Source organism: Mesorhizobium sp. WSM4809 (assembly GCF_055811655.1).
The window spans coordinates 100,233-117,283 of the sequence record NZ_JBVVQW010000008.1 but is presented as its reverse complement, the minus strand read 5'-3'; the positions used below and the strand labels follow the sequence as shown (position 1 = coordinate 117,283).

Here is a 17,051-nt window from a genome sequence, read left to right as displayed (position 1 = left end):
ATGGTCAGGGCACTGCGCTGGATCGTTTTTGCCATCGCCGTGCTGGCGATGAATTTCCCCATTATCGTGACGCTGATCACATCGCTCAAAAGCCAGCGCGAGCTTTCGACGAACCCCGGTTTGTGGATCAGCCAACCGACGCTCGACAACTATCTGGAGGTTCTGACGCAGACCAGCCGCTTCAACATCTATGCCTACCTGCTGAACAGCACCGTGGCGGCGCTGATCGGAACCGGCCTTGCGATCGTGCTCGCGTTCCCGGCTGCCTATGCGATCGCGCGTAGCGAGGCGGGAAAGCGCTTGGTCCTGCCGATCGTCATCAATCTTCGCGCCGTGCCGCTGATCATCTTCGCGATCCCGCTTTACATGATGTACCAGTGGCTGGGCCTGCTCGATACGCGGATCGGGCTCGGGCTCATCCTGACCATCGTCAACGCGCCGCTTGCGCTCGTCATCCTGGTGAACGCGATTTCAGATGTACCGGTCGAACTCGACGAGGCGGCGAAAGTCGATGGCGCAAGTTCCTTGCAGGTGATGATGATGATCGTCCGGCCCGTCATCCGACCGGCGCTGGTCACGACCCTCATCTTCGGCTTCATCACCGCCTGGAACGAATTCCTCTTCGGCCTCATGCTGACAACCAGCCGTGCCGTCCCGATGACGGTCGGCGCATCGTTTTTTTTCGCCGCAAGCGGCGGCGGCGTAAAATGGGGAACCGCTTCCGCGGTCATGATGCTGGGCGCCTTGCCGCCGGCCTTGCTGGGTCTTGTGATGTATCGGCAGATATCAGGATCCATGACCGCTGGAGCGGTCAAAGGCTAAAGCAAGACGAAGTTCGTCGTTCTGACTAGTTGGGCAACCCTATCCGACAGGGCGAGCGCACTTGTCAGGCCAGGTGACTCGATTCCGAAAAGACTGATCAGCCGTCCGGACTGATCTGCCAGAATGTCGAAATCGCCGAACTGCAACCCGTTCGTTTTAGGCCGCAGCCCGCAATAGCTCGGCTCCAGTTCCCCGTCCCTCAGCCCCGGCCAATAGCGTCGGATGGCCGCGTAAAATGGTGTGGCCCGAGTTGCGTCGACCGCGTAGCCGACCTCATCGACGGGCTCGACGTCCGGCCCGAAACGAACCGATCCGGCCATATCCAGCGTCAGGTGAACTCCGAGGCCGCCTGGTTCCGGAACCGGATAAACAAGATGGTTGAAGGACGGGCGGCGTCCAAGCGCAAAGTAATTGCCTTTGACGTAGGTGACATCTGGGATTTTGCCGCCATGCCCGCCCGCAAGGCTCCGGGCAACCAGATGGGCTAACAATCCGGCCGCATTGATGACCAGATTTGCGGCGATCCTATAGCCTTCCATATCGCCGCCAAACTGGAGCTCGCAGCCCGTTTCGGCGACGCTGCCGCCGAGAACCGGCGCGCGAAACGCAAAGGTGGCACCGGCATTCTCGGCATCGCCCTGTAGCCCCAGCATCAGCGCGCGGCTGTCGACGATCCCCGTGCTTGGGGACAAAAGCGCGCCGGCAACGTCCAGTTCAGGTTCAAGCCGTTCCACATCCGCGCGGCTGAGCATCTCCAGGTCCGCAACACCATTGTCCGCAGCCTTGGTCCGGATCCCCTCCAGAATCGGCAACTCCGCGTCGCTGGCGGCGACGATCAGCTTGCCGATGCGTTTGTGCGGAATCCCGCGCGCTTTGCAATAGCGGTAAAGCGCGTTCTTTCCTTCGACGCATAGCTGCGCTTTCAGGCTGCCCTTCGGATAGTAGATGCCGGCATGAATGACCTCGCTGTTGCGGCTCGACGTGCCCAGCCCTGGGCTGTCCTCGGCCTCCACGACAAGAACTTCGCGTCCCTCGAGCGCCAGCCGCCGCGCAATCGCCAGGCCGACGACGCCGGCGCCGATGACGATGCAATCGACTTTCTCGTCGGGGACCCCCATCGTCATTCGCCAGCCCCTGGGGCACAATGCAGGACGTGCAAGCAGGCCTCACCAGAATTCCGGCCCGCCGAAAGCACCACAAGCATGACATGTCACTCCATCGGCCGTTTCTGTCCGAGCGTGCAACGAAATAAGCACCGCGATTGCGGCAAATACCATAATGTTGGTGATCGACGAAGCGCATAGAGCTCCGGCTTGACGCCATAGCGCAGTGCGCTCCAGGCGACCGATGGCATGGTAGGCGTGGCGCCGGGTAGAACGAGATATTCGGGCCATTGAGCGACAGCACGAAGGCTACGATCAGGCTGCCAAATAAGCCCGACCATGCAGGAATGCGTCATCGCCATCGATTATCGAGGCACGCCGAGGAAGGCCGCTGCACGCCTTTCCTGGAGGTGCGCTACAGAAACTATCCCCGGCCCAGGATCATCTCCGCTGCCCGCTGCCCGATCATCATGCTGGGGGCATTGGTGTTGCCGCCGATCAGCTTCGGCATCACGGACGCATCCGCGACCCGCAAGCCACCGATGCCGCGCACCTTGAGCGTTGCCGGGTCGACGACGGCCATCGCGTCGGTCCCCATCTTGCACGTCCCCACCGGATGATAGACGGTGAGCGCTTCGGCACGCAGATAGGCGAGGATCTCGTCATCGCTGCGAACATCCTTGCCCGGCAGCATCTCCGTCCCCCTGATCGGGTCGAACTCGGATGCGGCAAAGATTTGACGCGCGATCTTGATGCCTTCGACCAACACCCTGGCGTCCTCGTCGCTCGAGAAGAAGCGATGATCGATCAGCACATCCCGGTTCGATGCCTGGCCTGACAGTTTGAGTTCGCCGACGCTTTTGGGCCTGAGCACGCAGGTGTGGATTGCGTAGCCATGGCCGTACTCCACCAGCCTGCCGCGATGGCTGCGATAGCCGGGCACGAAGTGGAACTGGATGTCGGGAATGCCGTTCGCATACTTCGTCCGGGCAAAGCCGCCGGCTTCGACGTAGTTGGTGGTGAGCATGCCCTTGCGGCCGGCAAAATACCGGAAGGGCGCAGCCAGCACGCGGGGCAAGTTGGGCAGCGACAGGCCGAGCGTCTTCGTGCTCGAGGAGCGGACCGTGATCATGCCGTCGATATGGTCCTGAAGGTTCTTGCCCACGCCCGGCAGATCGACAACCGGCTTTATACCGATCGCCTGCAGCTCGGCGGCTGCGCCGATGCCGGACGCCAGCAAGATCTTCGGTGAATTGATCGCCCCGGCCGAAAGCACGATTTCGCGGCGGGCCGACAGCGTCTTCTGCTCGCCCTTGTACCGCACCCGTACCCCTGTCGCGCGCCCCTCGGCTATATCGAGGTCGATCACTTCGCATTCGCTGAGGATTGTGAGATTCTTGCGATCGAGCACCGGGCGCATGAAGGCGGTGAAACTGCTGAAGCGCTGGCCGCGATCCTGGGTGACATTGTAGATGCCGAGGCCGAACTGGCTTTCGGCATTGAAGTCGCTGTTGGCCGGAAGACCGGCATTGTTGCCGGCCTTGACGAACATCGACGACAGCACATTCGGATCGCGCGGCTTGTCGACCAGCAGTTCCCCGCCTGTACCGTGGTAGTGCGGGTCCTGGCCAAGCAGGTTGCGCTCGAGCTTCTTGAAGACGGGAAGCACGTCGCTGAATGCCCAGCCTGCGCAGCCGAGTCGCGACCACTCGTCATAGTCCTGCGCGGCGCCCCTGATGTAGACCATCGAGTTGATGGAACTGGAGCCGCCCAGCGCCTTGCCGCGATTGACCGGAATCCTGCGGCCGTTGAGGTTGGGCTGAGGCACGCCGACATAGCAGTAGTCATAGTTCGGATTGCCGTAGAGCGAGAGGATGCCGGCAGGCACCTTGACCCGCAGCCCGTTATCGCTGCCGCCGGCTTCGATCAGGCACACTTTGTGGGACGGGTTGGCGCTCAGGCGATTGGCAAGGACACAACCGGCCGAGCCTGCGCCGATGACGATATAATCGTAGTCAAGATTTTCGGTCTGCATGGCCAGCCCCTTTGAGAATGGAGATGCCGGGGCGGCGCGCGCCCCGGCTGAGCGGCTCATTGCAGAAGCTGCGTCCAGACCTTGGTGACGAGTTCCTGCGCCGCCGGCGAGCAGGCCTGGCCCATCTTGACGGGAACGGTCGGGAACAGCTCCGGAGCGTTCTCCTTGTTGTAGAGCGCCTTGCTCTCGTCGATCTTCACCGGCGAAGAGTGGCCGTAATAATTGTACTGCGCCGTCGCGTTGTCGATCTGGGTCATGAAATCGATGAACTTCTTGGCGTTCTCGATATTGGCCGCGCCCTTCGGCACGACATAGGAATCCAGCCAGCCGACCAGACCTTCTTTCGGCATCGCGTATTCGACATTGGCCTTGTCGTTGCGGCGAAGCCTCATGGTGTTGCCGTCCCACCAGAAATGGGCGGCAACCTCGCCGCTGCCGATGCGGTTTTCGATGTTGTCGCTGGAATAGGCCGCCACGAATGGCTTCTGCGCCAGCAAGAGGTCGAGCACGCGCTTCATCTCCTGCGGGTCTTCGCTGCAATATTTGATGCCGAGATAGTTTTCCGCTGCCGGAATGACTTCGTCGGGCTGCGCCAGGCTGGCGATCTTGCCGCGCAGCTCCGCCGGTGGCTCGAAGTAGGTCTTCCAGCTGTCGACCGGGCCTTTGTAGAGGTCGCGGTTGACGGTGTAGCCGGCATTGCCGAAGGCGAGCGGGATCGAATGATTGCCTGTCGCATCCCACCACGGTTTCTGCCAGTCCGGCAGGACTTGGCTGTAGGCCGCCATCGAGCTGGCGCCGAAATCCTCAAGCAGCCCGCTGTCGATCATGATCTTCACGAAGTGCTGCGAAGGCGTGACGATGTCGTAGCCCGACGAGCCGGCCTGCAGCTTGGTCAGCAGGTCCTCGTTGGATGAGAAGGCGTCGACCGTGACCTTTATGCCGGTTTCCTTCTCGAATTTCGTGACCATCTCGGGCGAGATGGAATCCGCCCATGCGTAGATGGCCAGGCTGCCCTCGGCGACAGCGGGCACGCTAAAGGCGAGGCTCATGGCACCGGCCATGGCGAGCGCTGCAATTTTGGTCGTCATGTCATTTCCCTGTTTGTTGTTCTCCCAGGGGCGACGATAACAAACCGTCGGGTTCGATAAATTCGATTTGCCCGACGCCTTGATTAGGAAAAACTACGCCGCTGCTACTGCCGTCGCTGAAGCAGGAAGGCCACGGTCGCCAGCACCACCGAAACAATCATGATCAAGGTCGAGATTGCGTTGAGCTGCGGCGACACGCCCTGCTTGATCAGCGAGAAAATGTAGACCGGCAGCGTGGTGGCGCCGCCGGAATTCAACAGGTTGCTGGTGATGAAATCATCCATCGAGATGACGAAGGCGAGCATGGCGCCGGCGAAAACACCCGGCAGGATGAGCGGCAGCGTGACGCGACGAAAGGCGACCCAACCGGTTGCATAGAGATCGCGGGCGGCTTCCTCCAGATCGAAGTCCATTCCCTGCAGGCGGGCGCGTATCGGCAGGAAGGCGAACGGGATGCAGAAGGTGGTGTGGGCGATCATCAGCTTCACCATTCCGTTGGCGAGCCCGATCTCGGAGAAGAGGATCAGGACGGCGACAGCAACGACGATTTCGGGCAGGAGCAGCGGCAGGTTCACCACCGCTTCGGAGATGCGGCGGAACCGGACATCGCGGCCGCGCACCAGCACCAATGCCGCCATCAACGCGACAAGGGTCGAGGCGACTGTGGCGACCGTGGCGACGAGCAGGGAGGTCTTCACCGCTGTCATCAGGTTGGCGTTGGACAAAGCGGTGGCGTACCAGTGCAATGAGAAGCCGCCCCAATTGGAGACGATCCGGTTCGCATTGAAAGAGTAGAACACCACGACGGCGATGGGCAAATAGAGATAGGCGAAGAAGATCGCGCTGAAGAGACCGAAGCCCGGATAGCGCCTGACATCATCGTCCGCGTTCATGCCGCACGCTCCAGGCCTTCGGTGCGCATCGAGCGCAGACCCTGGAAAATCAGGAAGACCATGACCGCGGCCATCAGCACGATGGCGATGGCGGCGCCGAGCGGCCAGTTGCGGGCGCCACCGAACTGCAGCTGGATGAGATTGCCCATCATCATTGTCTTGCCGCCGCCGAGCAGGGTCGGCTCCAGGACCGCGCCGAGGCTTGGAACGAACACCAGGATCGCGCCGGCGATCATGCCGGGCCGGGTGAGGGGCAGGATAACGCGGCGCAATGTGGTGACGCGGTTGCCATAGAGATCATGCGACGCCTCGATGAGCGCAGGGTCGAGTTTCTCGATCGAGGCGAAGATCGGCAGGATCATCAGCGGAATGTAGCTGTAGACGAGACCGAGCAGCATGGCGGTGTTGCCGAACAGCAGCGAGTCCATGTTGTCGACGAGGCCGAGACCGCGAAGGGTCTTTTCGACGACACCATCCTTGCCAAGGATGATGATCCAGGAATAGACGCGCACGATCATCGAAACCCAGAATGGCAGCGTGACGAGATAGATCAGCAGCACTTTGATCGCCGGCCGCTGCAGCGCGATGAAATAGGCGACCGGGAAGCTCAGAAGCAGGCAGATCGATGTTGTCACGGCCGACAGGACCAGCGTTCTGGCAACAACGATGAGATATTGCGGATTGAACTCCATCTCGCCGGTCCAGCCTTCGTTGAACAAAAGCTGCTTGTAGGGCGCTGTGGTGAACACATATTCGAACCCGCCGTAAGGTCCGCGCGTCGAGAACGACACCACGATGATGATACCGATCGGGATGATCAGCGTCAGCAGCATGATGAGATGGGCCGGCAGCAGGCCGAGGACATTCCAGTCAGGACTTTTTGTGCGTGCCTTCATGCGCCGAGGATCCGCACGGATTCGGCGGCAAAGCCGACTTTTACCGATTGCCCGATTTCGAACATCTGGCCGCGGCTGACGCTGTTGCGCTTGGAGATGCGCAGCTTGGTGCCGCCCGCTTCAATCAGATAGTATGTGTAGCCGCCAAGATAATTGGTGCTCATGATCGTGCCATCGACAGCGATCGGGTTGTCCTGGGCGGGCAGGCTAATTTTCTCCGGACGTATTGAGATGAAGGCCTTCTGGCCGGCGACCGCTTTCTTGTGAGAGGCCGTCAAAGTCATGCCGAGCTGCGTTTTCACGGTTGCCTGCTCGCCGTCCACGGCAATCACGTCAGCATCGAGGAAGTTGGTCTCGCCGATGAAATCGGCGACGAAGCGGTTCGACGGCTCCTCGTAGATCGCCGCGGGTGTGCCAAGCTGCTGGATCTCGCCATCGCCGAGAACGCAGATGCGATCCGACATGTCGAGCGCTTCTTCCTGGTCGTGGGTGACGAAGACGAAGGTGATGCCGGTCTTGCGCTGCAGGATGCGCAGCTCGTCGCGCATGGCCTGGCGCAGCTTCAGGTCGAGTGCGGAGAGCGGTTCGTCGAGCAGCAGCACTTCCGGTTCCGGCGCCAGGGCGCGGGCGAGCGCGACGCGCTGGCGCTGGCCGCCCGACAATTGCTGCGGCTTGCGCCCGGCAAAGGCCTCCATATGGACGAGACGAAGCATATCGGCGACGCGCGCATCGCGGCGGCCCTTTGACCAGCCGAGGTTTTCGAGCCCGAAGCCGATGTTCTGTTCGACGCTCATATGCGGAAACAGGGCGTAGCTCTGGAAGACGGTGTTGACCCGCCGCTTATGCGGGGGGAGTCCCTGTATGTCCGAGCCGTGCAGGAAAATCTGCCCCGCCGTCGGCTGCTCGAAACCGGCGATCATGCGCAGCAGGGTGGTCTTGCCGCAGCCGCTCGGGCCGAGCAGCGTGAAGAACTCGTTGTCGTAGATGTCGAAGGAAACAGGCTTCAGCGCCTGATAGGTGCCGAACACCTTGGAGACGCCCTTGATCTCGACGGCCTTTCGAGGTGCGCCGTGGCCAGCCTCGTCATTCATGGTCAGGCGCTCCGGTCAGGACTTTTGCGAGCTCGGCGATGAAGGTGATCGACGCCGCGCCACTGAGAACGGGCGCGGCGTCGGTCAGGTGGTTACATCTTCTCCCATTTGCCGCTGCGGACGACGAACATGTCGATGTCGATGGCCATGTTGGTCTGTCCGTTGGCATCGAACGAGACGTCTCCCAGAATGCCGTCGTGGTGGATGTCACGAATGGCCTTGCTCAGCGCCTCCTTGTCGTCGAGGCCTTTTTCCTTGATGACCTGAAGCAGGATCTGCGTCGCCTCGTAGGCATATTTCGCATAGGAGCCGGCAGGATCGGGATAAGCCTTGGTTTCATAGGCCTTGTTGAATTCCTCGAGCTTGGGGTTCGACTGGACGGCCGGAGTTCCGGCGATGGTGCCCTCGGCGGCAGCTCCCGCGATCTCGATGAATTTCGGGTCGTAGATGCCTGAAATTCCGTACATCGGCAGATTGCCCATGCCGAGGTCGGCCATCTGGCTGCGCACCAGCGCTGCTTCGGTGACGACGCCGCCGAAATAGACCGCGTCGGGCGACGCTGCCTTCGCGGTAGTCAGCATGGCGCGGAAATCGGTCGTGCCGACAGCCGCGGCATCCGAAGAAACGACCTCGCCGCCGGCCGCCTTGAAGAAATCGCCGAACCATTTGGTGTTGGCCGCACCGTAGTCGGTGGTGTCGGAGATGATGGCGATCTTCTTGATCTTGCCTTGCTTGGCGATGGCTTCGGCCAGCGGTTTGTTCTCGTTGACCAGCGTCGGCGTCACGCGGGTCACGTTGGGGAAGTTCTGTTCGGTAATCTTCGGGCTGACCGCGCCCCAGACGATGAACGGCATCTGCGAGCGGTTGAAGACCGGGATCGTCGCCAACGCGACCGAGCTGTTCCAATGCCCCGTTGCCGCGACCACCGCGGGATCGTTGACCAGCTTCTGCGCCGCCGAAACGCCGACGGCCGGATCGGAGGCGTCATCGAGCACGACGCCTTCCACCTGGTGCGGGTAGCCGCTGGCATTGGCCTGCTCGATGGCGAGCAGGAAGCCGTTGCGGGCGCCGAGGCCCTGCTGGGCGTTGCCGCCGGAGAGCGGCCCGATGAAGCCGAGCTTGATCTGGTCGGCCTGCGCCTGGGCGGCGCCCAGGGCAATGGCAAACAGAGAGCCGGCCAGAATTGACGATACGCGGATAAGCGCACTGCGCCTGTTTTGCATGGTTCCACCTCAAACAGAATTATCTGCCGCCGTCGTAGCGACCCGGCCGATCGTGATCGTCGGCTGATCATCAGTGTACGGGCGCGTATTCAGTGACGAAATTCGGAAATTGTGACTCGTGAGTTCGGAGATTCGTTCTGTCCGCCCGGGATGGCGGTTGATACCTGTCGGCTTCAATCGAGAGACGGACCGCATGGCGGAACTGCTTGTCCAGCAACTGGTGAACTGGATAACCCTTGGCTGCATCTATGCCTTGCTGGCGATCGGATTCAGCCTGATCTTCGGTGTCTTGAACGTCATTCATTTCTCGCATGGCGATGTCGCGATGACGGCGCCGTTCATCACGCTGGCGCTTGCCCAGGCGTTGGCGACCGCTCTTGGCGCCTCGGGCCCCGCCTGGCTGGTGCTTGCGGTTCCGGTCGCCGTGCTCGCCGTCGGTTTGATCGGCGTCCTGCTGGACAAGGTGGTCATCAGGCGCTTCCGCGATGCGCCCGCCATAATGGCGCTGGTGGCGACCGTGGCGCTCGGCATCGTCATCCGCGAGCTGATCCGCCATCTCTATCCGCAGGGATCGAACCCGCATGCCTTCCCGCGCCTGGTGTCGGGCATGGCTTTCGAAATCTCCGGCGTTGCCATCAGCTGGTTCGCGCTGCTGGTGGTGGTGCTGACCGTCGCGCTGGTTGCCATGCTGTTTGTCTTCCTGCGCATGACCCCGCTCGGGCTGCGCATCCGGGCGGCCTCGGAGGACCGGGTCGTGGCGCGCATGATGGGCATCCGCGATGCACGCGTCTTCCGTGCGACGTTCTTCATTGCCTCGGCTATCGGCGCCATCGCAGGACTTCTGTTCGCAAGCTATGCCGGCGTGACACGGTTCGACTTCGGCGTCATGGCCGGCCTGCTCGGCTTTTCCGCCGCGGTCATCGGCGGCCTCGGCTCGATGCCGGGCGCCATACTGGGCGGACTGATCATTGCCGGCATCGAAGTGCTGGCGCAGACATTCGTGCCGGACGGCGCTTCCTACCGGCTGGTCTTCGTCTTCCTGCTGGTCATCGCCGTGCTCATCTTCCGCCCCGCCGGCCTGCTTGGGCGCACCGTCATGGAGAAAGTCTAGCATGCAGGGTCGTGCTTCACCCGACGTGCCGGGCATAGCCGCGGCCACGGTCTTCGCCATCGCCTCGCAAATCATCGGGGCAGCGTTCCTGTACCTCATCCTCAGAGTCGACGGCGGCTGGCAGGTGGTCGGCCTGCTGGCCTTGCTCGGCCTCGGTTTCTACCTGCTGGAGAGGCTGCCGTGGATCGCCGACTATGCGTTGGCGAGCTTTGCCCGGGTTCCGCTCGTGGCGATGATCACTGCGGCGGTCATCGTCCTGGCCTTTCCGTTCTTCGTCGGATCCAACACCTATATCCTCCATCTGCTGATCGTCGCCGAGCTTTATGCGGTGCTGGCGCTGGCGCTCAATTTCCAGCTCGGCAGCGCCAACATTCCGAACTTCGCCACCGGCGCTTCCTACGGCATCGGCGCCTACGTGTCGGCGCTGCTGGCGATCAATTTCGGCGTCAGCTTCTGGCTGACGCTGCCGGTCGCGGCGCTGGCGGCGACCCTGTTCGGTTTCATCATCGGCATCCCGTCGATGCGCACGCGCGACACTTATCTGGCGCTTGTCACCATCGCCTTCGGTGTCGTGGTCCAGCAATTGCTGAACAATTTCAGCTGGACCGGCGGACCCAACGGACTGGTCGGCATTCCGGCGCCCAGCCTGTTCGGCCATTCCTTTGCCGATCCGCTGGTGATCTTCGGCTGGAAGCTGCCGAGCCAGGCGAATTTCTATTATCTGTCGGCCGCACTGGTCGTCGTCGCCATCGTCACCGCGCACCGGCTGCACGGCTCGCGCATCGGTCTGGCCTGGAACGCGCTGCGCGCCGACGAGATCGCCGCCAAGGCGCAAGGCATCAATGTGGCGTGGTTCAAAGTGCTGGCCTTCGCCGTCGACGCCTTTCTCGCCGCCTTCGCCGGCACGATCTACGCCTTCTACGTCTCCTACATTTCTCCCGACAATTTCACCTTCCTGGTCTCCGTCACCATCATGACCATGGTCATCGTCGGCGGCATGGACAATATTTTCGGTGTCATCGTCGGTGCGTTCCTGCTGACCATCCTGCCGGAGAAATTGCGCGCGTTCGCCGACTACCGCCTGCTGTTCTTCGGCGTCGTCATCATCGGCTTCCTGATGATCCGGCCGCAAGGTCTGTTCCCGCAACGCATGCGGCGCTACGGAGGCGAGCCGTGAGCGCGCTTCTCAAGGTCGAGAATTTGACGATGCGCTTCGGCGGCCTGGTCGCGCTCAACGATGTCAGCCTGTCGATCGACAAGGGCGCGGTGCTCGCCGTCATCGGCCCGAACGGCGCCGGCAAGTCGACGCTGTTCAATGTCGTGACCGGCGTCTACCGGCCAACCTCCGGTCGCGTGACCTTCGACGGTGCCGAGATCACCGGCCGCCCGTCCTACGAAGTTGTCGACCGCGGCATCGCCCGCACATTCCAGTCGTCGCGTCTGTTCTCCGACCTCAGTGTCCTCGACAACGTCATCATCGGCATGCACACCCGCACCAGGACCGGCGTGCTGACCGCGCTGTTTAGGCCTGGCGCATCGCGCCGCGAGATGGCGGCTTGCGTGGAAAAGGCCGAAACCCTGCTCAAGCTCGGCTCCGGCGACCTGTTCGAACAACGCTACCGGCCAGCGGGTACACTGGCCCAAGCCGACAGGCGGCGCCTGGAAATTGCCCGAGCGCTCGCATCGCAGCCCAAGCTCTTGCTGCTCGACGAACCTTCGGTCGGCATGGACGATACGGAAACCGACGCGCTGGTGGCCGACATCACGCGGCTGCGCGTACAAAACCCTGCTCTGTCGGTGGTCCTGATCGAGCACGACATGCGGGTGGTCGAAGCGTTCCCGCAGCATGTCACCTGCATCGACTATGGCAGCAAGATCGCCGAGGGCGACTTCGCGGCGGTGCGCGCCGACCCGCGCGTCCAGGAAGCCTATCTCGGGAAGGCGGTCGCCCATGCTTGAACTCAGGGATGTCGATACTTCCTATGGCGCGGTGCCGATGCTGCGCGGCGTGGCGATGAGCGTGCGCCCCGGCGAACTGGTCTGCCTGCTGGGGCCGAACGGCGCCGGCAAGACGACAACCTTCATGACCGTCTGCGGCGTCGTGCGGGCGCAGCGCGGCAAGGTCGAGGTGATGGGCAGGGACATGGCGACGCTCGGCACGGAAAACCTGGCGTCGCTCGGCGTCGGGCTCGTTCCCGAAGGGCGCCGGCTGTTCCCCGGCCTGACCGTGATGGAGAATTTGCGTCTGGGCTATGATGCGGTGTCGGGCAGGGGACCCAATTTCAGGGTGCAACTGGACAAGATGTGCAAGCTGTTTCCGCGCATCCATGAGCGTTTGCGCCAAGTCGCCGGCACGCTGTCCGGCGGCGAACAGGCGATGGTGGCGCTGGCGCGCGCGCTGATCGGCGAACCCAGACTGGTGATCATGGACGAGCCGTCGCTCGGTCTCTCGCCAAAACTCATCGGCGAGTATTTCGAGATCACAAGGGAGATCCATCGCCAAGGCACGACCATCCTGTTGATCGAACAGAATGCCGAAATGGGGCTGGGCATCGCCGATCGCGGCTATGTGCTGGTCAAGGGTAGGGTCGCCCAGGAGGGGCCGGCAAAGGAGTTGCTCTCGTCCAAGGCGGCCAGAAGCCTTTATCTCTGAGCCGTCCGTTTCTTCTGACTCAACAGTGATGATCCACGCCCCGCGCTCCACATCTTCGGCCATGCTTCCCGGCATTTAGGGACAAGCTAACCACTGCCACATGAAATCATAATTTTCGCTGCCCGGTGCCTCCAGTAAACCAAACGATCAGATCTCCGCCACATCCGCAGACACTCCCGGGGAGAGCCAGAAAGGGCCGCTGAAATGCCAGTCGAAACGGTAGACACGCTTGTTGTTGGCGGCGGCCAGGCGGGGCTGGCCATGAGCGAGCATCTGAGCAAGTGCGGGGTGCCGCATCTCGTGCTCGAGCGGAGCCGCATCGCCGAACGCTGGCGTACCGAAAGATGGGACTCGCTGGTTGCCAATGGTCCCGCCTGGCATGATCGTTTTCCCGGCATGGAATTTCCGGACGCCGGTCCCGACGCCTTTGTCGGCAAGGAGAAGGTCGCCGACTATTTTGTCGCTTACGCCGGCATGATCGCTGCCCCCATCCGCTGCGGCGTGGAGGTCAGGAGCGTGGAAAGGCTTGTCGGCCGTCCCGGCTTCCGGGTCGAAACCTCGGATGGCGTGATCGAGGCCAGGAGCGTGGTTGCCGCTACCGGGGCTTTCCAGCATCCGGTCATTCCGGCGGTTGTCCCCGGGGATGCCGGAGCGATGCAGATCCATTCCAGCGCCTATCGCAATCCGGGCCAGTTGCCCGAAGGTGCGGTGCTGGTGGTCGGCTCCGGGTCCTCGGGGGTGCAGATCGCCGACGAACTCCAGCGCGCGGGACGGCGCGTCTACCTCTCGGTCGGGCCGCATGATCGGCCGCCGCGGGCGTATCGCGAGCGTGACTTCTGCTGGTGGCTGGGGGTTTTGGGCAAATGGGACGCCCAAGCGCCGGCGCCTGGCACCGAACACGTCACCATCGCGGTGAGCGGCGCGCGGGGCGGCCAGACGATCGACTTCCGGCGTCTTGCCGCGCAAGGGATGACGCTGGTTGGCCGGACGGAATCCTACAAGGAAGGGGTCATGACCTTCGCTCCGGATCTGGCTAAAAATATCGCGCGCGGCGATGCGAACTACATGTCGGTGCTGGACGAGGCCGACGCCTATGTCGCTCGCAACGGCCTCGACCTTCCCGAGGAGCCCGCGGCCCGCGAGATCGGACCGGACCCGCAATGCATGACTGATCCCATTCTCGAGCTGAACCTGGCGGAAGCCGGGATAGGTTCGATCATCTGGGCAACGGGATTCACCGTCGATTACAACTGGCTGAAGGTCGATGTGTTTGACGAAAAGGGCAAGCCGAAGCACCAGCGCGGCGTGTCGACCGAGCCGGGAATCTATTTCCTGGGACTGCCGTGGCAATCGCGGCGGGGGTCGAGCTTCATCTGGGGCGTCTGGCACGACGCCCAGCATGTGGCGGACCATATCTCCACGCAGCGCAAGTACCTGGCCTACCATGCGTCCGCAAAGCGCGAGACCAAAGTGGCATAGAAACGGACGTCCCGACCTCGAGCCGACTGACGGAGACCAAGATGGCCCATACAAGAATTCGCAAGTTCAACACCAAGGACACCTATCCCGAGCAGAAGCTCGACAATGATCTGTGCCAGGCGGTCGTTACGCGGGGCGGCAGGACCGTCTACCTGCGCGGCCAATGCCCGCAGGACCTCGACACGGCCAAGAATATCGAAAGCCATGATCCGGTCGAACAGACGCACAAGGTCATGCAGAACATCCGCCAGCTGATCGAGGAGTGCGGCGGCACCATCGAGCATTTGGTCAAGGTGGTGGTCTACATTACCGATGTCCGCCATCGCGAGGCGGTCTACCGCACCATGGGCGAGTATATCAAAGGCGTGCATCCCGTCTCGACCGGCCTTGTCGTGCAGGCCCTGGCGCGGCCGGACTGGCTGGTCGAGATCGACGGCACCGCAGTTATCCCGGATTAAAGTCATGACATTCTCCATCGTCGCGCGGTGCAGCCGCACCGGCATGTTCGGGGTCGCGGTGTCCTCCTCGTCGCCTGCTGTGGCGGCGCGCTGCGCCTATGCGCAGGCGGGCGCCGGCGCCATTGCCAGCCAGAACGTCACCGATCCCACGCTGGGACTGCGCGGTCTCGAATTGCTGGCGCGCGGCGCGTCGGCGGCAGAGGCGATAGCCATATTGAAGCGCACCGGCGCCTATCCCGAATACCGGCAGGTGCTGGCTGTCGATGCCGCCGGGACGACCGCTATCCACTCAGGGCCCAAGGCGCTTGGCATCTGGGCGGAGGCGCGTGCGGACAATGTCGCCTGCGGCGGCAACATGCTGGCCCATGACGGCGTTCCGCAAGCCATGGTCGAGGCGTTCCTGGCGTCGGAAGGGCATCTCGGCGACCGCCTCATCGCGACCATGCGCGCCGCGCTGAAAGCGGGCGGCGAGGCCGGCCCGGTCCATTCGGCTGGCATGAAGCTGGTGCGCGAGGTGGCGTGGCCAGTCGCCGATCTGCGCTGCGACTGGACCGACGACTGCCCGATCGAGCAATTGGCGACGCTGTGGGAACTCTACAAACCGCAGCTCGATGCCTATGTGACCCGCGCGATAAACCCATCCGATGCGCCGAGCTACGGCGTGCCGGGCGACGAATAGTCAAGACAGGGGTCACCTGCGATGAGCGAACTCAGTCACAAGGACTGGATCGGCAAGGCGTCCGCGATCCGTTTTCGCGACAAGGCGTTCATCGACGGCAAGACGGTCGCAGCGCGTTCGGGCCGGACTTTTGCCAGCGTCAATCCGGCAACAGGCGAGGTGCTGGCCGAAGTGGCGTCCTGCGGTGAGGAAGACATCGATCTGGCGGTTGCCGCAGCGCGGCGCAGTTTCAACGCCGGCGTCTGGTCGCGGACCAGCCCGGCGCACCGTAAGGAGGTGCTGCTGCGGCTGGCGCAATTGCTGCGCGAAAACCTGCATGACCTGGCTCTGCTGGAATCGCTCGACATGGGCAAACTGGTCAGGGATGCGGCCGCGGTCGACGTTCCCGGCTCGGCAGCGATCTTCCAATGGTATGGCGAGGCCATCGACAAGATCTATGGCGAAGTGGCGCCGACCGGCGAAGGCGATCTGGTGCTGGTGCGGCGCGAACCGCTTGGCGTGGTCGGCGCGGTGGTACCGTGGAATTTCCCGCTCGACATGGCGACCTGGAAATGCGCGCCGGCACTGGCGGCAGGCAATTCGGTGGTGCTGAAACCCGCCGAGCAGTCGCCCTTGTCGGCCCTGCTTCTGGCGGAACTGGCAATGGAAGCGGGCCTGCCTGCAGGCGTGCTCAATGTCGTGCCCGGCCTTGGCGAAACCGCCGGCCAGGCGCTTGGCCGTCACATGGATGTGGACTGCCTTGCCTTCACCGGTTCGACCGCCGTCGGTAAGCTGTTCCTGCAATATTCCGGTCAGTCGAACATGAAGCAGGTCTGGTTGGAAACCGGCGGCAAGAGCCCGAACCTCATCTTTGCCGATTGCGGCGATCTCGGCGCGGCAGCCGATATGGCGGCCTTCGGCATCTTCTTCAACCAGGGCGAGGTCTGTTCGGCCAATTCACGCGTGCTCGTCCAGCGCGGCATCAAGGATGCCCTGGTGGAGAAACTGGTGCAGCGTGCGGCGGCCACGCAGCCCGGCGATCCGCTCGATCCGGCTTCGAAAATGGGCGCGATGGTCGATGCCCGCCACGCGGCCAATGTCATGCGGTTCGTCGAGGCCGGCAAGAAAACCGCGCGCCTGGTCGCGGGCGGCGACCTGGTCACGGTCAATGGGCGCGGCAGCTTTGTCCAGCCGACCATCTTCGACGATGTCGCACCTGCCGATCCGATTGCTCGCGACGAGATCTTCGGGCCGGTGCTTTCGGTCATCGCCTTCGACGACGAGGCCGACGCGATCCGCATCGCCAATGACAGCCCTTATGGGCTGGCCGCATCGCTCTGGACCGACAGCCTGTCGCGCGCGCATCGTATCGCCGGCCGGCTGCATGCCGGCACGGTTTCCGTCAACACGGTCGACGCGCTGAGCCCGATGACGCCGTTCGGCGGTTTCAAGCAATCCGGCTTCGGCCGCGACCTGTCGCTGCATGCGCTCGACAAATACACCGCGCTCAAAACGACATGGATCAAATACTGATGGGCGCC

General features: G+C 62.8%; 16 protein-coding genes. 9 read left to right on the top strand and 7 right to left on the bottom strand.

Features of this window, described 5'->3' with window-relative positions:
- Entirely contained in the window at positions 1–822 is an 822-nt protein-coding gene (locus AC0L24_RS20870; protein ID WP_127809678.1) for a carbohydrate ABC transporter permease, read from the top strand.
- Here the strand turns inward: AC0L24_RS20870 and AC0L24_RS20865 are convergent.
- The 7 genes from AC0L24_RS20865 to AC0L24_RS20835 all read right to left on the bottom strand — a co-directional run bounded on the left by AC0L24_RS20865 (position 819) and on the right by AC0L24_RS20835 (position 9,151).
- A complete protein-coding gene (locus tag AC0L24_RS20865) occupies positions 819–1,946 on the bottom strand; it encodes an NAD(P)/FAD-dependent oxidoreductase (protein WP_245486663.1) in 1,128 nt (375 codons plus the stop codon). The genes AC0L24_RS20870 and AC0L24_RS20865 overlap by 4 nt on opposite strands.
- Positions 1,947–2,349: 403 nt before the next feature.
- Positions 2,350–3,960 (bottom strand): GMC family oxidoreductase, encoded by a 1,611-nt coding sequence (locus AC0L24_RS20860; RefSeq protein ID WP_473564122.1) that lies wholly within the window; start codon positions 3,958–3,960, stop codon positions 2,350–2,352.
- 56 nt (positions 3,961–4,016) lie between these two features.
- Positions 4,017–5,048 (bottom strand): extracellular solute-binding protein, encoded by a 1,032-nt coding sequence (locus AC0L24_RS20855; RefSeq protein ID WP_127809680.1) that lies wholly within the window; start codon positions 5,046–5,048, stop codon positions 4,017–4,019.
- A gap of 104 nt (positions 5,049–5,152) precedes the next feature.
- On the bottom strand, positions 5,153–5,941 hold the full coding sequence (locus AC0L24_RS20850) for an ABC transporter permease (protein ID WP_127271529.1): 789 nt from the start codon (positions 5,939–5,941) through the stop codon (positions 5,153–5,155).
- The gene (locus tag AC0L24_RS20845) at positions 5,938–6,837 is read right to left on the bottom strand and encodes an ABC transporter permease (protein ID WP_128288829.1); all 900 of its coding nucleotides are present in this window, start codon (positions 6,835–6,837) and stop codon (positions 5,938–5,940) included. The genes AC0L24_RS20850 and AC0L24_RS20845 overlap by 4 nt, the downstream gene beginning before the upstream one ends.
- Positions 6,834–7,928 carry an ABC transporter ATP-binding protein gene (locus AC0L24_RS20840; RefSeq protein WP_127809682.1) on the bottom strand — a complete coding sequence of 365 codons (1,095 nt, stop codon included), beginning with the start codon at positions 7,926–7,928 and terminating at the stop codon, positions 6,834–6,836. The genes AC0L24_RS20845 and AC0L24_RS20840 overlap by 4 nt, the downstream gene beginning before the upstream one ends.
- A gap of 92 nt (positions 7,929–8,020) precedes the next feature.
- Positions 8,021–9,151, bottom strand: coding sequence for a branched-chain amino acid ABC transporter substrate-binding protein (locus AC0L24_RS20835; RefSeq protein WP_127271535.1), 1,131 nt, complete (start codon positions 9,149–9,151; stop codon positions 8,021–8,023).
- A gap of 193 nt (positions 9,152–9,344) precedes the next feature.
- Between AC0L24_RS20835 and AC0L24_RS20830 the strand changes: the two genes are divergently transcribed.
- From AC0L24_RS20830 to AC0L24_RS20795, 8 genes are all read left to right on the top strand, one after another.
- Positions 9,345–10,262: a branched-chain amino acid ABC transporter permease gene (locus AC0L24_RS20830; RefSeq protein ID WP_127809683.1), complete on the top strand. Its 918-nt coding sequence runs from the start codon at positions 9,345–9,347 to the stop codon at positions 10,260–10,262.
- Position 10,263: 1 nt separating this feature from the next.
- Entirely contained in the window at positions 10,264–11,439 is a 1,176-nt protein-coding gene (locus AC0L24_RS20825) for a branched-chain amino acid ABC transporter permease (protein ID WP_023809430.1), read from the top strand.
- Positions 11,436–12,221 (top strand): ABC transporter ATP-binding protein, encoded by a 786-nt coding sequence (locus AC0L24_RS20820; protein WP_236382713.1) that lies wholly within the window; start codon positions 11,436–11,438, stop codon positions 12,219–12,221. The genes AC0L24_RS20825 and AC0L24_RS20820 overlap by 4 nt, the downstream gene beginning before the upstream one ends.
- Positions 12,214–12,915: an ABC transporter ATP-binding protein gene (locus tag AC0L24_RS20815; RefSeq protein ID WP_127809684.1), complete on the top strand. Its 702-nt coding sequence runs from the start codon at positions 12,214–12,216 to the stop codon at positions 12,913–12,915. The genes AC0L24_RS20820 and AC0L24_RS20815 overlap by 8 nt, the downstream gene beginning before the upstream one ends.
- Before the next feature lie 204 nt (positions 12,916–13,119).
- Positions 13,120–14,394 (top strand): flavin-containing monooxygenase, encoded by a 1,275-nt coding sequence (locus AC0L24_RS20810; protein ID WP_127380985.1) that lies wholly within the window; start codon positions 13,120–13,122, stop codon positions 14,392–14,394.
- A gap of 41 nt (positions 14,395–14,435) precedes the next feature.
- On the top strand, positions 14,436–14,852 hold the full coding sequence (locus AC0L24_RS20805; protein ID WP_127380986.1) for a RidA family protein: 417 nt from the start codon (positions 14,436–14,438) through the stop codon (positions 14,850–14,852).
- A 4-nt stretch (positions 14,853–14,856) separates the two neighbouring features.
- A complete protein-coding gene (locus AC0L24_RS20800; protein WP_127320625.1) occupies positions 14,857–15,531 on the top strand; it encodes a DUF1028 domain-containing protein in 675 nt (224 codons plus the stop codon).
- Positions 15,532–15,552: 21 nt separating this feature from the next.
- The gene (locus AC0L24_RS20795) at positions 15,553–17,043 is read left to right on the top strand and encodes an aldehyde dehydrogenase (protein WP_127809685.1); all 1,491 of its coding nucleotides are present in this window, start codon (positions 15,553–15,555) and stop codon (positions 17,041–17,043) included.
- The last annotated feature ends 8 nt before the right edge of the window (positions 17,044–17,051 follow it).

What these genes read in the sequence shown, in the direction of transcription:
- AC0L24_RS20795 (WP_127809685.1), top strand. Translation starts at nt 15,553, where the DNA reads ATGAGCGAACTCAGTCACAAGGACTGGATCGGCAAGGCGTCCGCGATC.
- AC0L24_RS20810 (WP_127380985.1), top strand. Translation starts at nt 13,120, where the DNA reads ATGCCAGTCGAAACGGTAGACACGCTTGTTGTTGGCGGCGGCCAGGCG.
- AC0L24_RS20850 (WP_127271529.1), bottom strand. Translation starts at nt 5,941, where the DNA reads ATGAACGCGGACGATGATGTCAGGCGCTATCCGGGCTTCGGTCTCTTC.
- AC0L24_RS20860 (WP_473564122.1), bottom strand. Translation starts at nt 3,960, where the DNA reads ATGCAGACCGAAAATCTTGACTACGATTATATCGTCATCGGCGCAGGC.
- AC0L24_RS20835 (WP_127271535.1), bottom strand. Translation starts at nt 9,151, where the DNA reads ATGCAAAACAGGCGCAGTGCGCTTATCCGCGTATCGTCAATTCTGGCC.
- AC0L24_RS20845 (WP_128288829.1), bottom strand. Translation starts at nt 6,837, where the DNA reads ATGAAGGCACGCACAAAAAGTCCTGACTGGAATGTCCTCGGCCTGCTG.
- AC0L24_RS20840 (WP_127809682.1), bottom strand. Translation starts at nt 7,928, where the DNA reads ATGAATGACGAGGCTGGCCACGGCGCACCTCGAAAGGCCGTCGAGATC.
- AC0L24_RS20855 (WP_127809680.1), bottom strand. Translation starts at nt 5,048, where the DNA reads ATGACGACCAAAATTGCAGCGCTCGCCATGGCCGGTGCCATGAGCCTC.
- AC0L24_RS20870 (WP_127809678.1), top strand. Translation starts at nt 1, where the DNA reads ATGGTCAGGGCACTGCGCTGGATCGTTTTTGCCATCGCCGTGCTGGCG.
- AC0L24_RS20865 (WP_245486663.1), bottom strand. Translation starts at nt 1,946, where the DNA reads ATGACGATGGGGGTCCCCGACGAGAAAGTCGATTGCATCGTCATCGGC.
- AC0L24_RS20805 (WP_127380986.1), top strand. Translation starts at nt 14,436, where the DNA reads ATGGCCCATACAAGAATTCGCAAGTTCAACACCAAGGACACCTATCCC.
- AC0L24_RS20830 (WP_127809683.1), top strand. Translation starts at nt 9,345, where the DNA reads ATGGCGGAACTGCTTGTCCAGCAACTGGTGAACTGGATAACCCTTGGC.
- AC0L24_RS20800 (WP_127320625.1), top strand. Translation starts at nt 14,857, where the DNA reads ATGACATTCTCCATCGTCGCGCGGTGCAGCCGCACCGGCATGTTCGGG.
- AC0L24_RS20825 (WP_023809430.1), top strand. Translation starts at nt 10,264, where the DNA reads ATGCAGGGTCGTGCTTCACCCGACGTGCCGGGCATAGCCGCGGCCACG.
- AC0L24_RS20815 (WP_127809684.1), top strand. Translation starts at nt 12,214, where the DNA reads ATGCTTGAACTCAGGGATGTCGATACTTCCTATGGCGCGGTGCCGATG.